General features: G+C 62.5%; 13 protein-coding genes. 1 reads left to right on the top strand and 12 read right to left on the bottom strand.

Annotated features, from left to right (window positions below):
- Window positions 1-15 precede the first annotated feature (15 nt).
- From lspA to AC1RQG_RS05695, 12 genes are all read right to left on the bottom strand, one after another.
- Window positions 16-522: a signal peptidase II gene (gene lspA, locus AC1RQG_RS05640; RefSeq protein ID WP_493129147.1), complete on the bottom strand. Its 507-nt coding sequence runs from the start codon at window positions 520-522 to the stop codon at window positions 16-18.
- Window positions 523-618: 96 nt separating this feature from the next.
- Window positions 619-3,510 (bottom strand): isoleucine--tRNA ligase, encoded by a 2,892-nt coding sequence (gene ileS / locus AC1RQG_RS05645; RefSeq protein WP_493129149.1) that lies wholly within the window; start codon window positions 3,508-3,510, stop codon window positions 619-621.
- A 72-nt stretch (window positions 3,511-3,582) separates the two neighbouring features.
- Window positions 3,583-4,566 (bottom strand): bifunctional riboflavin kinase/FAD synthetase, encoded by a 984-nt coding sequence (locus AC1RQG_RS05650; protein ID WP_493129151.1) that lies wholly within the window; start codon window positions 4,564-4,566, stop codon window positions 3,583-3,585.
- Window positions 4,567-4,741: 175 nt separating this feature from the next.
- Window positions 4,742-5,926, bottom strand: a complete 1,185-nt coding sequence (locus tag AC1RQG_RS05655; RefSeq protein ID WP_493129153.1) for a tetratricopeptide repeat protein — start codon at window positions 5,924-5,926, stop codon at window positions 4,742-4,744.
- A 214-nt stretch (window positions 5,927-6,140) separates the two neighbouring features.
- On the bottom strand, window positions 6,141-6,572 hold the full coding sequence (locus tag AC1RQG_RS05660) for an ExbD/TolR family protein (RefSeq protein ID WP_182163516.1): 432 nt from the start codon (window positions 6,570-6,572) through the stop codon (window positions 6,141-6,143).
- Window positions 6,573-6,641: 69 nt separating this feature from the next.
- Window positions 6,642-7,070, bottom strand: coding sequence for an ExbD/TolR family protein (locus AC1RQG_RS05665; protein WP_182152276.1), 429 nt, complete (start codon window positions 7,068-7,070; stop codon window positions 6,642-6,644).
- A gap of 5 nt (window positions 7,071-7,075) precedes the next feature.
- Window positions 7,076-7,996, bottom strand: a complete 921-nt coding sequence (locus tag AC1RQG_RS05670) for a MotA/TolQ/ExbB proton channel family protein (protein WP_493129157.1) — start codon at window positions 7,994-7,996, stop codon at window positions 7,076-7,078.
- Window positions 7,997-8,076: 80 nt separating this feature from the next.
- Window positions 8,077-8,736 (bottom strand): energy transducer TonB, encoded by a 660-nt coding sequence (locus AC1RQG_RS05675; RefSeq protein WP_493129159.1) that lies wholly within the window; start codon window positions 8,734-8,736, stop codon window positions 8,077-8,079.
- A gap of 479 nt (window positions 8,737-9,215) precedes the next feature.
- The gene (locus AC1RQG_RS05680; protein WP_493129161.1) at window positions 9,216-10,754 is read right to left on the bottom strand and encodes a SpoVR family protein; all 1,539 of its coding nucleotides are present in this window, start codon (window positions 10,752-10,754) and stop codon (window positions 9,216-9,218) included.
- Window positions 10,754-12,022 carry a YeaH/YhbH family protein gene (locus tag AC1RQG_RS05685; protein ID WP_493129163.1) on the bottom strand — a complete coding sequence of 423 codons (1,269 nt, stop codon included), beginning with the start codon at window positions 12,020-12,022 and terminating at the stop codon, window positions 10,754-10,756. Before AC1RQG_RS05685 ends, AC1RQG_RS05680 begins: the two co-directional genes overlap by 1 nt.
- An 83-nt stretch (window positions 12,023-12,105) precedes the next feature.
- Complete coding sequence (locus AC1RQG_RS05690) at window positions 12,106-14,028, bottom strand: PrkA family serine protein kinase (RefSeq protein WP_493129165.1); 1,923 nt, start codon at window positions 14,026-14,028, stop codon at window positions 12,106-12,108.
- Between the two features lie 268 nt (window positions 14,029-14,296).
- Window positions 14,297-14,524 carry a hypothetical protein gene (locus AC1RQG_RS05695; protein ID WP_493129167.1) on the bottom strand — a complete coding sequence of 76 codons (228 nt, stop codon included), beginning with the start codon at window positions 14,522-14,524 and terminating at the stop codon, window positions 14,297-14,299.
- Between the two features lie 46 nt (window positions 14,525-14,570).
- Here AC1RQG_RS05695 and AC1RQG_RS05700 point away from each other — a divergent pair, with 46 nt between their 5' ends.
- Window positions 14,571-15,578, top strand: a complete 1,008-nt coding sequence (locus AC1RQG_RS05700; RefSeq protein WP_493129169.1) for an adenosine deaminase — start codon at window positions 14,571-14,573, stop codon at window positions 15,576-15,578.
- The last annotated feature ends 13 nt before the right edge of the window (window positions 15,579-15,591 follow it).

Below are 15,591 nucleotides of genomic sequence, written 5' to 3' on the forward strand. Positions count from 1 at the left end.
GCTGGTGCTCCGGAGTTAGCGGTTCACGCGGCGCAGTTCATCGAGGATGAACAGGCCGGCGCCCAGGCAGATGGCCGAATCGGCGAGGTTGAACGCCGGGAAGTGGCCGAATGCCTTGTGGTGGAAGTCGAGGAAGTCGATCACGTGGCCGTACAGCAGGCGGTCGATCACATTGCCGATGGCGCCGCCCAGGATCAGGGCCAGGGCCCAGCAGAACAGGCGCTGGCCGCCATGCTTCTTGAGCAGGTAGATGATGTAGGCCGCCGCGCCGAGGGCGAGGGCGGTGAAGAAGTAGCGCTGCCAGCCGCCCGCGTCGCGCAGGAAGCTGAACGCGGCACCGGGATTGTAGGCCAGCACCAGGTTGAAGAAGGAGGTGACGACTTTTTCCTCACCGAGCGTGAACAGCTTGGTGATGGTGATCTTGGACAGCTGGTCGAGCAGGATCACGATGGCGGCGATGCCGAGCCATGGCGTGATGCTGGAGGAGGATTTGGCGGAAAAGCGGGATTTGTTGGTGGCCATGGAATGTTGGTTGGTTTCGTGGCCGCCGCCGCGCCGGGTCCGGCATCCCGGGGGGATGCTGGCCGGCGCGGCGGCGGAGGCAGGCATGGTACAGAGTTAGGCGAACTTGCGGCGCTCGCCTGCGCCGAACAGGTTGCTGTGGCAGCGGCCGCACAGGGTCGGGTGGTCGGCGTGGCTGCCCACGTCGGCCCGGTAGTGCCAGCAGCGCTCGCACTTGTCGGCGGTCGATGCGGCCACTTCGACCGTCTCCTGGGCCGCGTCGGCCACCTCGGCCACCTTGGCCTGCGAGGTGATGAACACGAACTTGAGGTCGTCGTCCAGGCTGGCCAGCAGCGCGTACTTGTCGCCGGCCGCCTTGATGTTCAGCTCCGCCTGCAGCGACGAGCCGATGGCGCCCGAGGTGCGCAGGTCCTCCAGCTGCTTGGTGACGTCGGCGCGCACGGCGCGCAGCGCGTCGTACTTGGCCAGCAGGGCCGGGCCGTCGGCCAGTTCCGGCAGCTGCCACCAGGTCTGGGTGAAGATGGTCTCGTCGCTGGCCTGGAACGAGGCCGGGCCGGCGAAGATGGCCCATGCTTCCTCGGCCGTGAACGACAGGGCCGGCGCCATCAGGCGCAGCAGGCTTTGCGTGATGTGCCACAGCGCCGTCTGCGCCGAGCGGCGCGCCGGCGAGGTCAGGCCGGACGTGTACAGGCGGTCCTTGAGGATGTCGAGGTAGAAGCCGCCCAGGTCCTCCGAGCAGAAGTTCTGCAGCTTGGCCACCACGGGGTGGAACTCGAACTGCTCATAGTGCTGCGTGATCTGCGCCTGCAGCGCGCCCATGTTGGCGATCGCGTAGCGGTCGATCTCCAGCAGCTCGGCCACCGGCACGGCGTGCTGCGCCGGGTCGAAGTCGGAGGTGTTGGCCAGCAGGAAGCGCAGCGTGTTGCGGATGCGGCGGTACGATTCGGTCACGCGCTTGAGGATCTCGTCGGAGATCGACAGCTCGCCCGTGTAGTCGGTGGCGGCCACCCACAGGCGCAGGATGTCGGCGCCCAGCTTGTTGGACACGTCCTGCGGCGAGACGGTGTTGCCGACCGACTTGGACATCTTCTTGCCTTCGCCGTCGACCACGAAGCCGTGCGTGAGCAGGGCCTTGTACGGCGGCACGCCGTTCAGCATGGACGACGTCAGCAGCGACGAGTGGAACCAGCCGCGGTGCTGGTCCGAGCCTTCCAGGTACAGGTCGGCCGGGAAGTGCGACTGCTCCTTGTGCGAGCCGCGCAGCACGGTCTGGTGCGTGGTGCCCGAGTCGAACCACACGTCCAGCGTGTCCTTGTTCTTGTCGTAGTGGGCCGCCTCGTCGCCGATCAGGTCCTTCAGGTCCAGCTTGAGCCAGGCGTCGATGCCGCTCTTTTCGATCAGCTGCGCCACCTGTTCCAGCAGCTCCGGCGTGCGCGGATGCAGCTCGCCCGTCTCCTTGTGCACCACGAAGGCCATCGGCACGCCCCACTGGCGCTGGCGCGACAGGGTCCAGTCGGGACGGTTGGCGATCATGCCGTGCAGGCGCGCCTGGCCCCAGTCGGGGAAGAACTTGGTCGCGTCGATGCCCTTGAGGGCCGTCTGGCGCAGCGTCGGGCCGCCATCCTTGGGATGGACGTCCATGCCGGCGAACCACTGCGAGGTGGCGCGGTAGATGATGGGGGTCTTGTGGCGCCAGCAGTGCATGTAGCTGTGGTCGAACATCTTCACTTCGAACAGCGCGCCTTCCTCCTTCAGGGCCGCGCAGATCGGCTTGGACGCCTCCCAGATCGTCATGCCGCCGAACAGGGGCAGCGATTCGGCGTACTTGCCGTCGCCCAGCACCGGGGTCAGGATGGCGTCGTCCTTCATGCCGTGCGCCTTGCAGGAGATGAAGTCGTCCAGGCCATAGGCGGGCGCCGAGTGCACCACGCCGGTGCCGCTCTCGGTGGTCACGTAGTCGGCGATGTACATCGGCGACAGGCGGTCGTAGAACGCGTCGCGCGCGGCCAGCGGGTGGCGGAAGCCGATGCCGGCCAGGGCCTGGCCGTCGCAGGTGGCGATGGTGGTGCCTTCGAGCTTGTAGCGGGCCAGGCACGACACGGCCAGGTCCTGGGCCAGGATCAGCAGCAGCGGCTGGCCGTCGCGCACGGTTTCCACCAGCGCGTACTTGACCTCGGCGTGCACGTTCAGCGCCTGGTTGGACGGGATGGTCCACGGGGTGGTGGTCCAGATCACGATGTAGCCGTTCTCGGTCGGCAGCTGGTCGAGGCCGAAGGCGGCCGCCAGCTTGTCATGCTCGGCGAACTTGAAGCCGACGTCGATGGCCGGGTCGCGCTTGTCGGCGTATTCCACTTCCGCCTCGGCCAGGGCCGAGCCGCAATCGAAGCACCAGTTGACCGGTTTCAGGCCGCGGTAGACGAAGCCCTTGTCGAGCAGCTGGCCCAGGGCGCGCAGCTCGTCGGCCTCGTTCGAGTAGTTCATGGTCAGGTACGGGTTCTCCCACTCGCCCAGCACGCCGAGGCGGATGAAGTCCTTGCGCTGGCGCTCGACCTGCTCGTGGGCGTAGGCGCGGGCCTTGGTCAGCACGTCGGCCGTGGGCAGGTTCTTGCCGTACAGTTTTTCGATCTGGATCTCGATCGGCATGCCGTGGCAATCCCAGCCCGGCACGTAGGGCGCGTCGTAGCCGGCCAGGGTGCGCGACTTGACCACCATGTCCTTCAGGATCTTGTTGACGGCGTGGCCGATGTGGATGTCGCCGTTGGCGTACGGCGGGCCGTCGTGCAGCACGAACTTGGGACGGCCGGCGGCCGCCTTGCGGATGCGCTGGTAAATCTTCTTGTCCTGCCATTCCTTGACCCATTGCGGCTCGCGCTTGGCCATGTCGCCGCGCATGGGGAAGGGGGTTTCGGTCATGTTGACCGGGTATTTGCTCTCGGGCTTCTTGCCTTGCTTGTCTTGTTTCGGATTGGCTGGTTTGTTATCGGACATGTTTATCTTCTAGGTGACGTCTATCGTATTTGCTTGGGAGTGTGCCGGCGCGTTTGGCTTCGCGTTGCGCACTCAAATTCGGTCGGTGGCCCCGGTGGCCCCATTGCTGGCGCCGGCGCGCAGGCGGAAATACGCGCGCGCCTGCTCCGAGTCGCGCTCGATGGCGGCCGTCAGCGTGGGCAGGTCCACGTATTTTTCCTCGTCGCGCAGCTTGTGCAGGAATTCCACCCGCACCTGGCGGCCGTAGCAGGACTGGTTGAAGTCGAACACGTGCACTTCCAGCAGCACGCGGCCGCTGTCCTCCACCGTGGGGCGCACCCCCAGGCTGGCCACGGCCGGCAGCGGCCCGTCGGCCAGGCCGTGCACCTGGACGATGAAGATGCCGCCCAGCGCGGGCCGGTGCGGCACGCGCAGGTTGAGGGTGGGGAAGCCCAGCGTGCGGCCCAGTTTCTGGCCATGGATCACGTGGCCGGAGATGGCGTACGGGTGGCCCAGCAACTGCTCGGCGTGCGCGAAGTCGCCCGCGTGCAGGGCGGCCCGCACGGCCGAGGACGAGATGCGGGTCTCGCCGTTCATCACGGTGGGCAGGGTCTCGACCTGGAAGCCGTAGTGGCGGCCGGCCTCCTGCAGCATGGCGACGTTGCCGGCGCGCCGGGCGCCGTAGCAGAAGTCGTCGCCCACCATCAGCCACTTCACGTGCAAGCCTTCGACCAGCACCCGTTCCGTGAATTCCTGCGGCGTGAGGGCCGCGAAGTGCTCCGAGAAGTGCTCGACGATGACGCGGTCGATGCCGTTGTTGTCCAGCGATTGCAGCTTGTCGCGTAGGTTGGCGATGCGCGGCGGGGCCTTGGACAGGTCGCCGGCCTTGTGGGCGAAGAATTCGCGCGGGTGGGGTTCGAACGTCATCACGGCCGCTTCGAGGCCGAGCTGGTCGGCCGCGGCGCGCACGTGCGCCAGCAGGGCCTGGTGGCCACGGTGGACACCGTCGAAATTGCCGATGGTCAACGCGCATGGCGCGCGCGCCGCCGCATTGGGGAGACCGCGAAATACCTTCATGGGATGTGAGGAAAAACTGTCGCCAAAAGGGGGATTATACGGACTGTTTGGACTAAGCACAGCCGCCGGGGGTGCCGGGGGGGCGATTTCGGGCCCTGTAAACGCAAAAAGCGCGGATCAACCGCGCTTTTTAGAGGATCAGATCGAAAACGGGCCGGAGCCCGTCTGGTTCACCTTACATCGGGTGGTTGATCTGCAGCATCCAGTAACGGGCCAGGTCGGCGGCGCCGTCCGTGCCCTTGACCGTCTTCAGCGTGGCCAGGGCGGCAGGCTTCTTGCCGGCCTGGGCCTGGGCGATGCCCAGGTGCAGCTTCAGTTCCTCAGGGTGCTTGGCGTCGTCCATCTTGGCCGCCTTGGTCATCAGCTCCAGACCCTTGTCGACCTTGCCGGCGGTGACCATGCCGAAGCCCAGGTTGCTCAGGCCATCGGCATCCTTGTTCTTGGTCAGTTCCGCTTCCTGCGCCGCCGCCGTCTTCTCGCTGTCGGCGGCCGTCTTCACGGCCAGGTCCTTCAGACGCTGGTGGCGGGGCGCATCGGAGCCGACACCCAGCACGCCCTTCTTGTAGCCCTGGTCGATCACCTTCAGCGCCTCAGCCGGATTGCCGGCCTGCAGGGCCAGCTGGCTCATCTCCATGTATTCGCCCGGCTTGGCCAGCAGGCCGTTGGCCAGGCGCAGGCGCAGCACGTCCAGCGACAGGGTGCCCGAGAAGCCGGGCTTGCCCGACACGCGGTTCAGCAGGTCGGCCCAGTAGCTGGTCTTCGGATAGGAGCCGGCCAGTTTCTCCAGGGTCTGCACGTAGCCGGCCTTGTCGTTCTGTTTCAGCTGGATGTTGGCCAGCATCTGCAGCGACGACTCGCTGTTGGCGTGCGACGATTGCAGTTCCTTGGCCGCTTCCGCGTATTTGCCGCTGATGTAGTAGGTCTGCACCAGCAGTTCGCGCATCTGTGGATTGTCGCTGTCTTTGAGCGAGCGCTGGATCCAGATGATGGCTTTCGGGTAGTCCTTGGCGCGGTAGTAGATGCCGGCCAGGGCCTGGGTGAATTTGGGGGCTTCGGCGGCGGACAGCTTGCCGGAATTGATCACGGCCTCGAAGGCCTTGGCGGCGGCGTCGTTGTCGCCGGCGGCGGCCGCGGCCGAGGCGCGGGTGCGCTCGATCATGTAGATTTCGTTGGGGGTCTTGCCGCCCACGGCGTCGGCCTCTTTCAGCTTGGCCAGCGCTTCCTTGTTCTTGCCTGCCTGTGCCAGTTTCTGCGCTTCCAGCAGGGGCTTGCCGATTTCCGCGCGCACCGTGTCGGCCGCGTAGGCGACCGGGCTCAGGCCAACGATGGGGGCGGCTGCGGTGAAACCGATAGCGGCCATTACCAGGCCGAGATGAGCGAGACGAAACTTGGTCATGGGGAGAAATCTTTCTTCAAAATGCGAAAATAGGCAGGATAATCCTGCCTATCGTTCGTGTAAAGGGACGTACTGCTGAAGTCATTTCAAAAAGCCCATGGCTTCGTTGTGGCGCCTTGCCGTGCAGGCGCACTGTCTTCGGCGCCACGCCTCGCCATGGTCATTTTGAAACAACTTCTTACTGGAACTGTTCGTTGCCGACCAGGCCAATCTTGGTCACGCCCAGACGCTGGGCCGAAGCCATCACGCCTGCCACAACCTTGTACGACACCAGCTTGTTGGGCCGCAGGTGCACTTCCGGCTGGTCGGCTTGCGCCGCCACATCCATCAGTTTCGCTTCCAGGGAGTGACGGTCCGGAATGACCGCATTGTCCCACAGAATCGTACCGTCGAAGTCCACGTCGATGGTGACCACGACCGGTTCCTTGGTCGGCGGCGGCGGGGTGCCGACCGGCATGTTCAAGTTCACCGAGTGGTTAGCCTTAGGAATCGTGATGATCATCATGATAATCAGCACCAGCATCACGTCGATGAGGGGCGTCATATTCATTTCCATCATTGGTTCCGGATCCGCGCCCTTGGCGCCGCCCGAACCGACATTCATACTCATGGTGTTTCCTTTTAAGAAGGGGGCTGGATCCGCCCCGGCGCGATGTTGCCGTCCGGGGCGGGCAGGGCATTAACCCTTATCAGGCGGTTCGGTGATGAAGCCGACCTTCTGGATACCAGCACGCTGGGTCGTGTAGATCACCTTGCCGATCGCTTCGTAGCGCGTTTCCTGGTCGCCACGTACGTGCACTTCCGGCTGCGGCAGCTTGACTGCTTCCAGCTTCAGAAAATCGAACAACTCATTCGTGTCCTTCATTTTCTTCTGATTCCAGTAGATGTCGCCATCCTTGCTCACGACGATGTTGACATCTTCCGGCTTGGTCTGAATCACCTGGTTGGCTTCTTCCGGCAGCTTGATCTTGATCAGCTTCAGAACAACCGGGCTCGTGATCAGGAAGATAATCAGCAGAACCAACATGATGTCCACGAGGGGCGTCGTGTTGATTTCCGACATGACCTGATCTTCATCTCCGCTATCGGAGCCTACGGACATCGACATGGTGATTACCCGATCTTTTTAGCGCCGGCGGCACGGCCAGCTTCGCTGGTGGACATGGCGCCCGAGATCAGCACCGAGTGCACGTCGGCGCTGAAGGAACGCACGTCTTCCATGGCCGACTTGTTGCGACGCACCAGCCAGTTGTAGCCCAGCACGGCAGGAACGGCGACGAACAGACCGAAGGCGGTCATGATCAGTGCTTCACCCACAGGACCCGCCACTTTGTCGATCGAGGCGTTACCGGACATGCCGATGGCGATCAGTGCATTGTAGATACCCCACACGGTACCGAACAGACCGATGAACGGTGCGGTCGAACCGACGGTGGCCAGGAACGACAGGCCGTCTTGCAGACGCGACTGGACTTTGTCCACGGCGCGCTGGATCGACATGGTGACCCAGGTCGACAGGTCGATTTGTTCCAGCAGGGCGCCGTCGTGGTGGGCGGTGGCCTTGGTGCCGGTTTCAGCGATGAAACGGAACGGCGAGCCATCGGTCAGCGCGCTCGAACCGGCGGCGATCGACGACGCTTTCCAGAACTTGGCCGTGGTTTCTTTCGACTGCTTGAAGATCTTCATCTGGTCGATCAGCTTGGTGATGATGATGTACCACGAGCCCATCGACATCAGCGACAGGATGATCAGGGTGCCGCGCGACACGAAGCCGCCGTTCCAGACAGCTTCGAAGCCGTATGGGTTTTCCACTTCTTCCTTGGTGACCTTGGCGGCTGGAGCGGACGCTTCCGGTGCTGCTGCTGCCGCATCCGCTGCGGGCGCTGCTGCCGTATCCGTCGCTGCTGGCGCCGAGGCGGCTGCCGAAGCTGGTGCGTCTTCAGCCAGGGCTGGTGCGCTTACCAGGGCGGTAGCTGCGGTCACCGAAAACAGCACAGCGGCCAGTACAGCGGACAAACGGGTATTCTTAAACATGCTTCCTCCAAATTGATAAAATAATCAGATCGCTGAAATAAGGTTAACAACGAACTTCGGTGAGACTGGCGAGTCCCGGTTTACTCCAGCGTCCAAACGTATTGCACTTGCGTCCACGACTGTTCTGGCTTGCCGTCGGTCATGCCTGGCTTGAACTTGCATTGGCTAATACCCTTCACTGCTGCTTTGTCCAGTTCTCTGAAACCACTCGATTTCAGGATCTTGGATTCGAGTACGTGACCATCCGTTCCGACCAGGAACTGCAGGGTCACCGTACCGGTTTCTTCGTTGCGCAGCGATGACTTAGGCCATTCTGGTTTTGCGCAAGCGTTGAAATCGTATACTGCTGGAATGTGCACCGACTTGGCCGGGCCAGGAGGGGCTGCCGGCGGGGCCGGAGGCGCCTTCTGCAGCTCGTTCGTCGCCGGCTTCACGTTGGTCGCGTTGGCGATCGTGTTCTGGACCGGTGGCGGTTGCTGCACGTTCACCTCAACTGGCGGGATGAAAGGCGGCGGCGGCGCTTTCATTTCCGGCGGCGGGGGCGGCGGTGGGAGCTCTTTCGGTGGAGGAGGTTTCACTTCCTCGATAATCTTGGTTTCAACGGGCTCGATCATCTTGCTGACCATCCGTTTGCCCAAGCCTGACACGATCCCGTAAGCGACCAGGATGTGCAGAAGAACCACGATGGTGATGCCTGTTACGTTCTTCCCGGCGCTTTTCTCGTTGTGCGTGAAATTCATGCCTGCTTTCTCCAATACCAACTCTTTTTGTTGCTACCAAACCCCAAAATGGCGACACAAAACAACAGTCGCATCCGGGACGTCGGCGAATTATACATACGAATTCTTGATTTTACATAGAATTTTCAAGCCTAAAACCGGTTAAATTTCATGCGCTTAGCCCCTGTGGGCGGTGCTCTGCTGCGGTGCGTCTGCACCGTTCTGGCACAAAAAGCAAGTAATTTCGGCACGTTTTTGATGCAAGATAATCGATAGCGTTATTATGTTTTTAAAATTCACAAAACGCGAAATTATGTGTGCCGATTTCAAATTTACGCGATGCGAAATTTGGCGCTTTCTGTTGCTTCGATGGAACTTGTTCTGCGTGGATGATGAGAAACAGGTCAAAAAAAATTTGACTTCCGCACCGCAGCATGCATTGCCGATTCAAACCGGGTTGAGGAGCGCGGCCTCCGCGACGGGACGGGAGGCCGCCGGGCTCAGCTGTTACGAGCCCGTTTTTCGCGCTTGACTTCGAGCGAGCTGACCACCTCGCCGTTCGGGGCCACCGTCTCCAGGTGCACGTCGAAACCCCACAGGCGGGCGACGTGCTTGAGCACCTCGTTGGCCTGCTGGTTCAGGGGCCGGCGCTGGAACTGCGTGTGGCGCAGGGTGAGGGCGCGATCATCGCGGGTGTTGACGGACCACACCTGGATATTGGGCTCGCGGTTGCCCAGGTTGTACTGCTCGGCCAGTTGCTGGCGCACGTAGCGGTAGCCGAGCTCGTCGTGGATGGCCGACACGGCCAGCTTCTCGTTGTTGTCGTCGTCGAGCACGGCGAAGAAGTGGAACTCGCGGATCAGCTTGGGCGACAAATACTGGGCGATGAAGCTCTCATCCTTGAAATTGCGCATCGCGAAGTCCAGCGTCTTGCGCCAGTCGCTGCCGGCGATGTCGGGGAACCATTCCTTGTCCTCGGCCGTCGGGTGTTCGCAGATGCGGCGGATGTCCGTCATCATGGCGAAGCCGAGCGCGTACGGGTTGATGCCGCTGTAATAAGGGCTGTTGACGGGCGGCTGGTAGACCACGTTGGTATGGCTCTTGAGGAACTCCATCATGAAGCCGTCGCCGACCACGCCCTCGTCGTACAGCTGGTTGAGGATGGTGTAGTGCCAGAACGTGGCCCAGCCCTCGTTCATGACCTGGGTCTGGCGCTGCGGGTAGAAATACTGGGAGATCTTGCGCACGATGCGCACCATCTCGCGCTGCCACGGCTCCAGCAGCGGCGCGTACTTCTCGATGAAGTACAGCAGGTTCTCCTCGGGCTCGGGCGGGAAGCGCCGCACCGTCCGGTCCACCTCCTCCTCCTCGCGCCGCGGCACGGTGCGCCACAACTCGTTGATCTGCGACTGCACATAGGCTTCGCGCTCCTTCTGGCGCGCGTACTCCTGGGCCATGGACAGCTTGGCCGGGCGCTTGTAGCGGTCCACGCCGTAATTCTGGATCGCGTGGCAGGAATCGAGCAGCAATTCCACGGCGTCGATGCCGTGGCGCTGCTCGCACTCGGCGATGTAGTTCTTGGCGAACACCATGTAGTCGACGATGGCCTCGGCGTCGGTCCAGGTGCGGAACAGATAGTTGCCCTTGAAGAAAGAGTTGTGGCCGTAGGCCGCGTGCGCGATCACCAGCGCCTGCATGGTCAGGCTGTTCTCCTCCATTAAATAGGCGATGCACGGGTTGGAGTTGATGACGATCTCGTACGCCAGCCCCATCTGCCCGCGCTTGTAGCCCTTCTCCGTGGCCAGGAAGTGCTTGCCGAACGACCAATGGTTGTAGGACACGGGCATGCCGACGGACGTGTAGGCGTCCATCATCTGCTCGGCCGTGATGATCTCCAGCTGGTTGGGATAGGTGTCCAGCCCGAAATTCTCGGCCACCCGGCGGATTTCCTCGTGCGCCTGCTCGATCAGGTCGAACGTCCATTCCGATTGCTCGGGCAGGGCGTTCGGATGGCGCGGCTTTTTGAGCATCTGGTTCATTATTTCGGCTGCTTCTTGAAGAGTTCACGGAACACCGGGTAGATGTCGGCCGGCGTGACGATTTTCTGCATGGCGAAGTTGGGGTGGTGGTCGGGCACCTGGGCGTACTGCTCCCACAGGTTCTGCGGCGGGCCGTCCGTGATCTCGACATAGGTGTAGTACTGCACCTTGGGCATGATGGTGTTGATCAGCAGCTGGCGGCACAGTACGGAATCGTTGTCCCAGTTGTCGCCGTCGGACGCCTGGGCCACGTAGCTGTTCCACTGGCCGCCGCCGTAGCGCTCGTCGATGATCTTGTTGAGCAGGTGCAGGGCCGACGACACCACCGTGCCGCCCGACTCGCGCGAGTGGAAGAACTCATCCTCGTCCACCTCGGCCGCGGCCGTGTGGTGGCGGATGAAGACCACGTCGATCTTGTCGTAGACCCGCTTGAGGAACAGGTAGAGCAGGATGAAGAAGCGCTTGGCCGTGTCCTTGCGCGTCTCGTCCATGGAGCCCGACACGTCCATGATGCAGAACATCACGGCCTGGGTCATGGGCTTGGGCACCTTGATGCGGTTGCTGTAGCGCAGGTCGAACGGGTCGATGTAGGGGATGGCCAGCAGCCGCGTGTGCAGGTGGTGGATCAGTTTCTTCAGCTCCACCACTTGCGGGTCTTCCAGCGGGGCGCCGGCCAGCAGCAATTCCTCGAGTTCGCGCTCGGCCTCGATCAACCGCTTGCGCGACGAGCCGCCCACGGCGATGCGCCGGCCCAGCGCGCCGCGCAGCGAACGCAGCACGTGGATGTTGGACGGCGTGCCCGACACCGTGTAGCCGGCCCGCTGGTTCTTGAATTCCGTGGTGGCCGCCAGCTGGGTCTTGACCATGTGCGGCAGTTCCAGGTCCTCGAAGAAGTAGTTCATGAATTCTTCGCGCGACAGTTCGAAGATGAAATCATCCTCGGTCAGCTGGTCGCTGTTGCCGGCCTTGCCGCGCCCGGCCCCGCCGCCGCCCTTGGGCCGGTTGATCAGGTCGCCCTTCTGGTATTCCTCGTTGCCGGGGTTGATGGTTTCCCACACGCCGCCATGGGCGTGGCCGAACGACGGCTCGCCCACGTCCTTGACGGGGATGGAGACTTTCTCACCGTTCTCGATGTCGGTGATGGAACGGCCCTTGATGGCGCGCCCGACGGCGTCCTTGATCTGGGCCTTGTAACGGCGTAGGAACCGCTCGCGGTTGACGGCGGACTTGTTCTTGCCCTGCAAACGACGGTCGATGAGGTAAGTCAAAAGATGCCTCCTGCTGCGATTGATGCGGCGGTCGGGGCGGGGCGGGCGCGCGGCGCCCGTCCCGGCTTAAGCCCCCGACCGTCTTAAGACGACTTCCTCACGCGCAAGTACCATTCGCACAGCAGCCGCACCTGCTTGGCCGTGTAACCCTTCTCCACCATGCGCGCCACGAAGTCGGCGTGCTTGTTGGCGTCCTCGGCGCTGGCCTTGGCGTTGAAGGAGATCACGGGCAGCAGCTCCTCCGTGTTGGAGAACATCTTCTTCTCGATCACGGTGCGGAACTTCTCGTAGCTGGTCCAGGCCGGGTTCTTGCCGCCGTTGTTGGCCCGCGCCCGCAGGCCGAAGTTGACGATCTCGTTGCGGAAGTCCTTGGGATTGGAGATCCCGGCCGGCTTCTCGATCTTCTCCAGCTCGTTGTTCAGCGATTCGCGGTCGAAGCTCTCGCCGGTGTCCGGATCGCGGTATTCCTGGTCCTGGATCCAGAAGTCGGCGAACGTCACGTAACGGTCGAAGATGTTCTGGCCATACTCGGAATAGCTCTCCAGGTAGGCGGTCTGGATTTCCTTGCCGATGAACTCCACGTACTTCTGCGCCAGGTACTCCTTGATGTAGGAGAAGTATTTCTGTTCCGTCTCGGGCGGGAACTGCTCGCGCTCGACCTGCTGCTCGAGCACGTACAGCAGGTGCACGGGGTTGGCCGCCACCTCGGTCGTGTCGAAGTTGAACACCTTGGACAGGATCTTGAACGCGAAGCGGGTCGACAGGCCGTTCATGCCCTCGTCCACGCCGGCGTAGTCCATGTATTCATGGATGGACTTGGCCTTGGGATCGGTGTCCTTGAGGTTCTCGCCGTCGTACACCAGCATCTTGCTGTAGATGCTGGAGTTCTCGGGCTCCTTCAGGCGCGACAGGATCGCGAACTGCGCCATCATCTTCAGCGTGCCGGGCGCGCATGGCGCCTGGTACAGCGAGGAATTGGCCACCAGCTTGTCGTAGATCTTGATCTCGTCCGTCACGCGCAGGCAGTACGGCACCTTGACGATGTAGATCCGGTCGAGGAAAGCCTCGTTGTTGCGGTTGTTCTTGAACGACTTCCATTCCGACTCGTTCGAGTGGGCCAGGATGATGCCGTCGAAGGGGATGGCGCCGAAGCCCTCCGTGCCCTTGTAGTTGCCTTCCTGGGTGGCCGTCAGCAAGGGGTGCAGCACCTTGATCGGGGCCTTGAACATCTCCACGAATTCCATCAGGCCCTGGTTGGCCAGGCACAGGCCGCCCGAATAGCTGTAGGCGTCCGGATCATCCTGGGCGTAGTCCTCGAGCTTGCGGATGTCGACCTTGCCCACCAGCGAGGAGATGTCCTGGTTGTTCTCGTCGCCCGGCTCGGTCTTGGAGATGGCCACCTGTTTCAGCACGGACGGGTAGCGCTTGACCACGCGGAACTGGTTGATGTCGCCGTTGAACTCGTGCAGCCGCTTGACGGCCCACGGGCTGGGGATGCTGCGCAGGTAGCGGCGCGGAATGCCGTAATCCTCTTCCAGGATGGTGCCGTCCTCCTCCTCGTTGAACAGGCCCAGCGGCGATTCGTTGACGGGCGAGCCTTTCAGGCAATAGAACGGCACATGCTCCATCAGCGACTTGAGCTTTTCGGCGATCGACGATTTGCCGCCGCCCACGGGACCGAGCAGATACAGGATCTGCTTGCGTTCCTCCAGGCCCTGCGCGGCATGGCGGAAGTAGGACACCACTTGCTCGATCACTTCCTCGGTGCCGTAGAACTCGCGGAACGCAGGATAAATCTTGATGACCTTGTTGGCGAAGATGCGCGACAGCCGGGTATCGTTACGGGTGTCGACCAGGGTGGGCTCGCCGATCGCGGCGAGCATGCGCTCCGGGGCGCTGGCGTAGGTCAGGCGGTCCTTCTTGCACAGGGCAAGATATTCCGACATCGACATTTCCTCTTCGCGAGTCCGTTCATACCGTGCGGCGTAGTTGTCAAAAATGGTCATTTGAATGTCCTTTAATGTAAGCCTACAAGTCGTGTATCTCGGCAGTCGGTGTCGTGGTCTCTGCCTGGTGTTTTAGTCGTTACTCACTCCTGATGGTTTTTGTTGTTGTTCTCGTCCGCTTCCCTGTGGCGGCCGGATTGCCCGGACCCTGGAGTGGACGTTTATTGTCGCCGCGCGATGGATGTTGGCCGGCTTTATGTTAGTTCGTCGTAACGCATCTTACGTTGATGAAATTGATCATTGCTCTATTGGTTCAGGAAGTCAAGCGCTATGTCATTACATTCTTAAAAATACTTTGTAAGTCATTGATTTTAAAAGATAAAAATGACCACTTTATGCTATTTTCAACGGCTTTTCCGGCGTATTTCCGCCCCATGGATATCACCTTATCACGGCTGCCGAGAGCGCGCATCACGCGCCGCAAAATGTGAAATCGCGCCGCAACAGGCGCCTCCGCCCGCAGCCGCGCCGCGCATGCGCTAAGATGGCTGTTCATGGTTGTCGCATCGCCGCGTCAGCCCTATCAGAACAAGGAATAAAACATGATGAACGACCAATTGCGCGCCGCGCTGCAACAGATGCCCAAGGCCGAACTGCACATCCACATCGAAGGCTCGCTGGAGCCGGAACTGATCTTCGCGCTGGCCGCGCGCAACGGCGTGGCGCTCGCCTATCCATCGGTGGAGGCGCTGCGCGCGGCCTACGCCTTCACGGACCTGCAATCGTTCCTCGACATCTACTACGCCGGCGCCAGCGTGCTGCTCAAGGAGCAGGACTTCTACGACATGACGGCCGCCTACCTGCGCCGCGCCGAGGCCGACAACGTGCGCCACGCGGAAATCTTCTTCGACCCGCAGACCCACACGGCGCGCGGCGTGCCGATGCAGGCCGTGATCGACGGCCTGCATCGCGCCTGCCAGGACAGCCCGGTCAGCGCCACGTTGATTCTGTCGTTCCTGCGCCACCTGTCGGAGGAGGACGCGTTCGCCACGCTGGAGGCGGCGCTGCCGTTCCGCGACAAGTTCATCGGCATCGGCCTCGATTCGTCCGAGGTGGGCAACCCGCCCGAGAAGTTCGCGCGCGTGTTCGCGCGCTGCCGCGAACTGGGCTTCCACCTGGTGGCCCACGCGGGCGAGGAAGGCCCGCCGGCCTACATCGAGACCGCGCTCGACGTGTTGCACGTGGAGCGCATCGACCACGGCGTGCGCTGCCTGGAGGACGCCGCCCTCACGGCGCGGCTGGCGCGCGAGCAGGTGCCGCTGACGGTGTGCCCGCTGTCGAACGTGAAACTGTGCGTGTTCGACCGCATGGAGCAGCACAACATGCTGCAGCTGCTGGACGCGGGCCTGGTGGCCACCATCAACTCGGACGACCCGGCCTACTTCGGCGGCTACATGAACGCCAACTTCGAGGCCACGTTCGAGGCGCTGCCGCTGGGCCTGTCGCACGCGCAGCGGCTGGCGCGCAACAGCTTCGCGGCCGCCTTCCTGCCGGCCGACGTCAAGCAGCGCTACCTGGACGAGGTGGACGCCTTCTTCGCCAAGCTGTAACACGGGCGGACGC

It is taken from the genome of Rugamonas sp. GW822-FHT03B10 (assembly GCF_058801745.1).